The organism is Actinomadura chibensis NBRC 106107 (genome assembly GCF_001552135.1).
GTDB lineage: Bacteria > Actinomycetota > Actinomycetes > Streptosporangiales > Streptosporangiaceae > Spirillospora > Spirillospora chibensis.
In genome coordinates, this window is the sequence record NZ_BCQP01000042.1 from 115,419 (window position 1) to 123,142 (window position 7,724).

Sequence of the window (7,724 nt, forward strand, 5' to 3'; positions counted from 1 at the left end):
CGGTCAGGTGTCGCGGAGGGTCTCGCCGAAGGCGGGGCTGATGCGGTGCCGGGACCAGCCGAGGTAGAGGGCGGCGCCGGCGGCGCCCACGGCGGCGAGGGTGATCACCATGCTCCACTCGATGTACCAGGCGTCGCCGGTGTCGCGCGGCCAGACGATGTTGACCGTCTGGACGGCCAGCCACACCGCCGCCGCGTACGTCACCGGGCCGCTGAACCGGCCGAGGCTGAACGAGCCGGGCCGCCACCGGCCGCGCAGGTGCTGGAGCGCCGCGCCCCACACCGGCAGCCCGAACGCCACGTAGAACCCGACCGTCGTGAAGTTGACCAGCACCGAGTACAGCTTCGACCCGGAGAGGAGCACGAACACGGCCGCGCCCACCGCCGTCAGCAGGATCGCCGGGACGGGCAGCCGCTCCGGCCCGGCGAGCCGTCCGAGGACGCCGGATCCGGGCAGCGCCTTGTCCCGCGCCGACGCCCAGATCACCCGGGACACCGCCGCCTGGACGGCCAGGAAGCTCGCCAGGAACCCGATCACGAACATGACGAGCAGCGGACGTCCGATGGACGACCCGAAGTGGTACACGAGCGTGTCGCTGACCGGGTCGGCGACGCCGCCGCCCATCACCTTCGGCAGGTCCGGGATCGCGAGGATCAGCCCGGCCGCCGAGTACATGACGATGATCCCGACCGCCAGCAGCGCGAAGATCAGCGCCTTCGGCACCTCCCGCTCGGGGTGCTCCACCTCCTCGGCGATCGCGCCCGCCGACTCGAACCCGACGAACGACCAGCCGACGAACGCGGCGGCCGCGAGCATCGGGCCCGCGAGCCAGCCGCCGCTTCCGGCCGTCCCGGCGCCGTCCAGCAGGAAGCCGAACGAGTGCTCCCGGTAGAACAGCAGCAGGACGGTCCCGAGCCCCACGGACGCGAGCACCTCGCAGACCAGGCTCGCCACGACGAGGATCTTCAGCGTCCGGCGGCCGACGATGTTGGCGAGGCTGCCGAGCGCGAGGATCGCGAGGGCCGTGCCCATCGTCGCCGCCTTGCCGGGCGAGTCCACCCCGACGGCCTGGAGCAGGAAGCCCGCCGCGCCGTACGACAGCGTGGACAGCGCGATCGTCAGCCCCCACATGTACGCCCAGGCCGCGAACCAGCCCGCGCCGGGCCCGCGCACGTGCCGGGCCCACTGGTAGACGCTGCCCTCGTACGGCCAGCGGGACGCCAGCTCGCCGAACACGCAGGCGACCAGCAGTTGCCCGCCGAGGACGATCGGGAACGCCCACCAGAACGCGGGCCCGGCCGCCAGCAGCCCCAGCGTGAAGATCGCGTACAGCGCGACGATCGGGGACACGTCGGCGAACGCGAGCGCGGTCGCCGACCGCAGGTCGAACCCCTTGCGGAGGGTGTGCGGGTGCTCGGCGGCGCTCGGCGCGCCGCCCGCCTTCTCGTTACTGGACGTGGTCATCGCGACCCCTTGCGGTCGTCGTCCGAGAGGTGGTCGGACGTGGGCGGCGGCGGGAGGCGGCGCGGAGGCAGGGCGAGGGAGCGGACGTGCCGGGCGATGTCGCCGAGCGGGGCCAGCCAGACGTCCGGGCAGGACGCGGCGTGCTCGATCAGCCCCTCCAGCGCGGCGGCGCGGCCGGGACGCCCGGACAGGAACGGATGCGCGGTGAGGACGAAGCAGCCGCCCTCGGCGCGCAGCGCCTCGAACTCGTCCCGCCACATCCCGGCGGCCTTCGCCGGGCTCTCGATCAGGCCCGTCCCGGAGACGCCGGGGATGAAGCAGTACTGCTCCCAGTCGTCCAGCCCCCAGTGGACGGGGATCTCGACGAGGGACGCGCCGCCGCCCGCGTCCAGCTCGTACGGGACGTCGGCGTCCATGAGGCTCGTGTCGTAGAGGAACCCGCGCTCGGCCAGCAGCCGCGGCGAGGCGTGGGTCAGCTCCCACATGGGCGCGCGGTAGCCGTCCGGGCGGACGCCCGCGACCTCGGCCAGGGCGTCGAGGCCGCGGTCGAGGATGTCGGCCTCCGTCCGCTCGTCGACGGGGCCGGACGGCCCGATGAGGGTCTCGTGCAGGTAGCCGTGGTGGGCGATCTCGTGGCCGCCGTCGACGATCGCGCGGACGGCGTCCGGGTGCCGGTGCGCGGTGAACCCCGGGACGAAGAACGTCGCCCGCACCCCGTGCCGCGCGAGGATCCGCAGCAGCCGGGGCAGCCCGGTGAGCGGCCCGTACGCCTGGTGGCTGAGGACGCTCGGCCGCAGGGCGGTGCCCGGGTCGGCGCCCAGCACGGCCGACTCGGCGTCCACGTCGAACGTGAACGACGCCGCCGACGTCGCCGCCCCCGGCCAGCGGACCGGGTCGGCGGGGCGCGTCCCGGCCGGTGTCATGGTCGGTCCTTCGCCAGCAGGCTGAGGATCTCGTAGACGACCGTGGCCGCCGCGATGGACGTGATCTCGGCGTGGTCGTAGGCGGGCGCGACCTCCACGACGTCCGCGCCGACGATCCGCAGGCCCGCGAGCCCGCGCAGGATCGACAGCAGCTCCCGGCTGGTCAGGCCGCCGCTGTCGGGCGTCCCGGTGCCCGGCGCGTAGGCGGGGTCGAGGACGTCGATGTCGATCGACAGGTAGACCGGCGCGTCCTGGACGCGGGCCCTGATCCGCTCGGCGACGCCCGCCGTCCCGAGGCCCTCCACCTCCGCGCAGTGGACGATCGTGAACCCGAACCGGGCGTCGTCCACCAGGTCCCGCGGGTCGTAGAGGGGCCCGCGGATGCCCGCGTGGACGCTCGCGTCCCGCATCAGCAGCCCCTCCTCGGCGGCGCGCCGGAACGGGGTGCCGTGCGTGTACGGCTCGCCGAAGTAGGTGTCCCAGGTGTCGAGGTGCGCGTCGAAGTGGACGAGCGCGACCGGCCCGTGCAGCGCGTGCGCGGCCCGCAGCGCGGGGAGCGCGATCGTGTGGTCGCCGCCGATCGCGACGGCGCGGGCGCCGTCCCCGGTCAGGTCCCGCAGGCCCGACTCCACGTGGGTGATCGCCGCGCCGATGTCGAACGGGTTGCAGGAGATGTCCCCGGCGTCCACGACCTGCATGGACTTGAACGGCAGGACGTCCAGCGCCGGGTTGTAGGGCTTGAGCAGCCGCGACCCCTGCCGCACCGCCGCCGGGCCGAACCGCGCGCCCGGACGGTACGACACGCCGGCGTCGAACGGCACGCCGACGATCGCCACGTCGTGGCGGGGGACGTCGGCGCGGGCGGGGAGCCGTGCGAACGTGGCCGGGCCCGCGAACCTCGGGACCTCCAGCGCGTTGACCTGTCCGACCGGCTCCATCGATGTCCTTTCGCGGGGGTTGCTGAAAAAAGGGGTCGCTGTGTGTGAGGGGTTAGTCGCAGGTTAGGCGCGGGATCGGGTGGTACCGCCGTTGACGTGCAAAATCTGGCCGACGAGGGTCGGCAGCCGGTCGTCGGCGAGCAGCGCGATCGCCGCCGCGACCTCCTCCGGCGCGGCGATCCGGCCGAGCGGGACGCGGGCCGCGTACCGGTCGCGGATCTCGTCCAGGGTGACCCCGGCGGCCTTCGCGTCCACTTCGAGCTGCGGGGTGTCGATCACGCTCGGCGCGACCGCGTTGACCGCGATGCCGAGCGGGCCGAGCTCGCGGCCGAGCGACTTGGTGAGCGCGATCATCCCGGCCTTGGACGCGGAGTACGCGGTCGCCTCCGGCCAGCCGATCAGCCCCCACTCCGACGAGACGAGCACCATCCGGCCGCCGCCGCGCTCGACCATCCCGGGCAGGACGGCCTGCGCGCAGGCGAACGTCCCGCCGAGGTTGACGTCGACGATCCGCCACCAGTCGTCCGGGTCGTGCGCGGCGAACGGCGCCATGGTCATGTAGGCGGCGCCCGCGACGAGGACGCCGACGTGCTCGCCGGTCCGCTGCTCGACGTCGGCCACCATCGCCTCGACGGCCTCGGGGTCGGCGACGTCGGCGGGCGCGGCGACGCCGTCCAGCTCGGCGGCGAGGGCCGCCACGCTCCGGTCGGGATGGTCGTTCAGCGCCACGAGGTGGCCGTCGGCGGCGAGCCGCCGGGCGACCGCCGCGCCGAGCCCGCCGCCCGCGCCCGTGATCAGCGCCACCGCCATCTAGATCACCGCCCCGGCGTTGGGGGACAGGATCTCGCCCGCGCAGAACGTCCCGTCCTCGACCAGGTAGGCGGCGGTGAGCGCGACCTCCGCGGGGGACGTCAGCCGTCCCGCCGGAAGGGTCTGCAGGTAGGACGCCTTGCGCCAGGACGAGTCGGGCGGCAGCAGCGGCGTGTCGGTCGGGCCGGGCGCCACCGCGTTCACCCGCACCCCGGACGGCCCGAGCTCGGCCGCCAGCGACCGGACGAACCCGATCACCGCGCCCTTGGCCGCCGCGTAGTGCGCTTCGGCGTCGCCGCCGCCGATCGCCAGCTCGGAGGTGACCGCGACGACCGCGCCGTCGCGCCGCTCCACCATGCCCGGCGTCACGGCCCGGCACACGTTCACCACGCCGCCGAGGTGGACGCGCAGCATGCGCCGCCACTCCGGCCACGCGATGTCCGACACCGGGACGATCGCGTAGTGCCCGGCCGCGCACAGCGCCGCCCCGATCGGGCCGAGCTCCCGCTCGATCCGCCGGACGGCGGCGCCCACCTGCGCGGGGTCGGACACGTCCACGCCCACCGAGTGGTCGGCGTCCGGCGCGGGGCTGAGGTCGAGCCCGGCGGTCGTCCAGCCGCGCCCGGACATCTCGCGCACCATCGCGGCGCCGATCCCGCTCGCCGCCCCCGTGACGAGCGCGACCCGGCGCTCCGGTCGTTCCGGCATGGGACCTCCGCTCCGCTCGGCATTCCCCTGACGGGGAGGAACTCCCAGGCAAACGCGCCATAACGGTGGGTGACAAGGGAGACGGCGATTTCTTGGCCGAACGCACCGCGGGGCACCCGAATGGTCGTGCTCTTCTCCAAAACTCGTGTCCTTGCCCAAAAGACGGCGACGCGCCGCCGTCCGCGCGCGTCCCGGGGTGAGAGGCTGAGGCCGTGACCAGCGATCCGACGGTGCTGCGCCTCACGGTCCGGCAGCTCTTGGAGATGCCGCGGTTCCGGCTGCGGCTGGTCGCCGGGGCGGACGGCCTGGACCGGCCGATCCGCTGGGCGCACTCGACCGAGCTGCTCGACCCCGGGCCCTACCTGCGCGGGAACGAGATCGTCCTGACGGTCGGCGCGGCGCTGCGGGACGCCGCCGCCTGCGCGTCGTTCGCCGGGTCCGTCAAGGCGAGCCGCGGCGCCGCGATCGGCTACGGGATCGGCGACGTCACCGACGCCGCGCCCGCCGACCTGCGCGAGGTCTGCGACCGGCTCGGCCTGCCGCTCCTCGAAGTGCCGCCCGAGGTCCCGTTCCTGAGCTTCACCGAGTGGTTCGCCGAACGGCTCGCCGCCGGGCGGGACGAGCGGCACGAGCGCGAGGAGACCGGACGCCTCCTCCGCATGGTGGGGGAGGGGCTCGCCTCCGTGGAGGTGCTCCGCCCCCGGATCGACGACGCGGGCCTCGACCCCGCGGCGCTCCTCGCGGTCGCGATGCCGCCGCCCGAGGAGGACCTGCCCGGCGTCCTCGGCGTGGACGGCGACACCGCCATCCTGATCACCGACGGGGACGGCGGCTGGCCGGAGCCCGCGGGCATCGGCAGCCCCGGACCGCTCGACCACCTCCCGCTGTCGCTGACCGAGAGCCTCGCCGCGCTGGACGCCGCGCGCCGCACCGGCGGCGTCGTCCACGCCGCCGACCTCGCCACCTTCCAGGCCCTGCTCGGCCGCCTCGACCAGGACCAGCTCGCCCCGTTCATCGACCAGATCGCGCGCCCGCTGGCCGACTACGACGACGCGCACGGGACCCGCCTGGTCGAGACGCTCCGCACGTTCCTCGACAAGGGCGGCGCGGTCGGCGCCACGTCCCGCGCCCTCTACCTGCACCCGAACACGCTGCGCCACCGGCTGTCCCGGATCGAGGCGCTCACCGGCCGCAACCCGCTCCAGTTCGAGGACCGGGTGGCGCTCGCCATCGCGACCTGGTCGGTGAGCAGGCGCGGCGCCTCCCCGTCCTGACACCGTCCTGGTGGTGGGGGGACGCGGCGCGCCATTCGGTTATCCGCGGGCGGCCGGGCAAAATCTCGCCGGGCGGGGCGCGCCCCATTTGTGATTACGGCCCGGGGTTCATGTACTTAGCGTGGTTAATTCGGATTTCTCGGATTTTGGATGGTTTGTCCCGAATGGCCGCGGCGTCGACCTGGTGAAATGCGGAGGCCGCCCGGCCGGCCATCGGTGAACGGACGGACGCGGCCGCGCGCGGCCGATTCCGGCCGTCCATGATCGGGGAGAAGGGGGCATCCCCTGGGTCTCGCTGGTCACGAGGGTCACAGCGGGTTCCCTGGGACGGGCACGCTGAGTATTCCTTAATGTCTCGAATGCGAATGTGGACAGGTCCAAATTCGACGTTCCTGACCCGCCGCCGGTGGACGGGTCTAGGTTTGTGGGCGTCGGGCGGCGGTCCCGAATGGCGGCGCCCGCACCGCGCATGCCCGTCCCGCCGAAAGGAGCGTCAGACCGATGACGGATGCCAGCCCCGGCCCGGAACAGGGTCCGGAGGCGAAGATCAACACTGACGTTCCCCAGTCGGCCCGGATCTGGAACTACTGGCTGGGCGGGACCGACAACTACGAGGTCGACCGGATCGCGGGCGACCAGTACGTCGACCTCTACCCGGGCATCGTCGACATCGCCCGCGCCGGCCGCTACTTCATGGATCGCGCCATCCGGTTCCTCGCCACCGAGCGCGGCATCCGCCAGTTCATGGACTGCGGGACCGGCCTGCCCACGCTCGACAACACCCACGAGATGGCCCAGCGCGCCGCCGCCGACGCGAAGGTCGTCTACGTCGACAACGACCCGCTGGTCCTCGCGCACGCCCGCGCCCTGATGGCCGAGGGGCGCACCGCCTACATCGACTGCGACCTGCACGACCCGAAGACGATCATGGACCGGGCGGCCGACCTGCTCGACCTGTCCGAGCCGGTCGGGCTGCTGATCATCGGCGTGCTCGGGCACATCGTCGAGGAGGGCGAGGCGTACGGGGTCGTCCGGGGGCTGATGGAGCCGCTGGCGTCCGGCAGCTACCTGATCCTGCACGACTCGACCGACCAGAACGAGCGGTTCAACGCGGCCCAGCGCGCCTACGACGCGACCGGCGCCATCCCGTTCCGGCTGCGCAGCCCCGAGTTCATCCGCGGCTACTTCGAGGGGCTGGAGATCGAGGAGCCCGGGCTCGTGACGAGCGGCGCGTGGCGTCCGGAGGTGGACGTCGAGGCCGCCCCGCTGCCGACGCTCTGCGCCGTCGCCCGCAAACCCTGACGCCCGCAAACCCTGACGCCCGTAAAACCTGACTCAGGGCGATCTCAGACCGCGCCGCCACACCGGCCGATCACCGGGCCGCCTTACTGAAAGGTAGCTCAACGTTCCGTCTTGGGCGCTGTGCGTGAAGGTTATAGTGAGGCGGTCGTCCCACGCCGATCCCCCAGAAGGAGTCCCCGTTGGCCTCCGTCGCGATCACCGGCATGAGACGGTCCACAGGTCCCCAGGGCGGTGACCCGCTCGTCCCCCGGCTGCTGCTGGCCCGCCGCCTGCGTGAACTGCGCGAGGCGGCCGGGCTGAGCCGA

7 protein-coding genes are annotated in these 7,724 nt (G+C 73.6%); 2 read left to right on the top strand and 5 right to left on the bottom strand.

Annotated features, from left to right (window positions below):
• Window positions 1–3 precede the first annotated feature (3 nt).
• The 5 genes from ACH01S_RS24720 to ACH01S_RS43800 form a co-directional block, all read right to left on the bottom strand.
• Window positions 4–1,464, bottom strand: a complete 1,461-nt coding sequence (locus ACH01S_RS24720) for an APC family permease (protein WP_083981087.1) — start codon at window positions 1,462–1,464, stop codon at window positions 4–6.
• The gene (locus tag ACH01S_RS24725) at window positions 1,461–2,387 is read right to left on the bottom strand and encodes a polysaccharide deacetylase family protein (protein WP_067895988.1); all 927 of its coding nucleotides are present in this window, start codon (window positions 2,385–2,387) and stop codon (window positions 1,461–1,463) included. The genes ACH01S_RS24720 and ACH01S_RS24725 overlap by 4 nt, the downstream gene beginning before the upstream one ends.
• Window positions 2,384–3,325, bottom strand: a complete 942-nt coding sequence (gene speB, locus ACH01S_RS24730; protein ID WP_067895991.1) for an agmatinase — start codon at window positions 3,323–3,325, stop codon at window positions 2,384–2,386. Before speB ends, ACH01S_RS24725 begins: the two co-directional genes overlap by 4 nt.
• Before the next feature lie 63 nt (window positions 3,326–3,388).
• Entirely contained in the window at window positions 3,389–4,135 is a 747-nt protein-coding gene (locus tag ACH01S_RS43795; RefSeq protein ID WP_067895994.1) for an SDR family NAD(P)-dependent oxidoreductase, read from the bottom strand.
• Window positions 4,136–4,843, bottom strand: coding sequence for an SDR family NAD(P)-dependent oxidoreductase (locus ACH01S_RS43800; protein ID WP_067895997.1), 708 nt, complete (start codon window positions 4,841–4,843; stop codon window positions 4,136–4,138).
• Window positions 4,844–5,055: 212 nt separating this feature from the next.
• Between ACH01S_RS43800 and ACH01S_RS24745 the strand changes: the two genes are divergently transcribed.
• Window positions 5,056–6,117 carry a PucR family transcriptional regulator gene (locus ACH01S_RS24745; protein ID WP_067896000.1) on the top strand — a complete coding sequence of 354 codons (1,062 nt, stop codon included), beginning with the start codon at window positions 5,056–5,058 and terminating at the stop codon, window positions 6,115–6,117.
• Window positions 6,118–6,618: 501 nt separating this feature from the next.
• Window positions 6,619–7,419, top strand: a complete 801-nt coding sequence (locus ACH01S_RS24750) for an SAM-dependent methyltransferase (RefSeq protein ID WP_067896003.1) — start codon at window positions 6,619–6,621, stop codon at window positions 7,417–7,419.
• The last annotated feature ends 305 nt before the right edge of the window (window positions 7,420–7,724 follow it).

Coding starts and splice junctions, on each gene's coding strand:
- ACH01S_RS43795 (WP_067895994.1), bottom strand. CDS start 4,135: ATGGCGGTGGCGCTGATCACGGGCGCGGGCGGCGGGCTCGGCGCGGCG.
- speB (WP_067895991.1), bottom strand. CDS start 3,325: ATGGAGCCGGTCGGACAGGTCAACGCGCTGGAGGTCCCGAGGTTCGCG.
- ACH01S_RS24720 (WP_083981087.1), bottom strand. CDS start 1,464: ATGACCACGTCCAGTAACGAGAAGGCGGGCGGCGCGCCGAGCGCCGCC.
- ACH01S_RS24725 (WP_067895988.1), bottom strand. CDS start 2,387: ATGACACCGGCCGGGACGCGCCCCGCCGACCCGGTCCGCTGGCCGGGG.
- ACH01S_RS24750 (WP_067896003.1), top strand. CDS start 6,619: ATGACGGATGCCAGCCCCGGCCCGGAACAGGGTCCGGAGGCGAAGATC.
- ACH01S_RS43800 (WP_067895997.1), bottom strand. CDS start 4,843: ATGCCGGAACGACCGGAGCGCCGGGTCGCGCTCGTCACGGGGGCGGCG.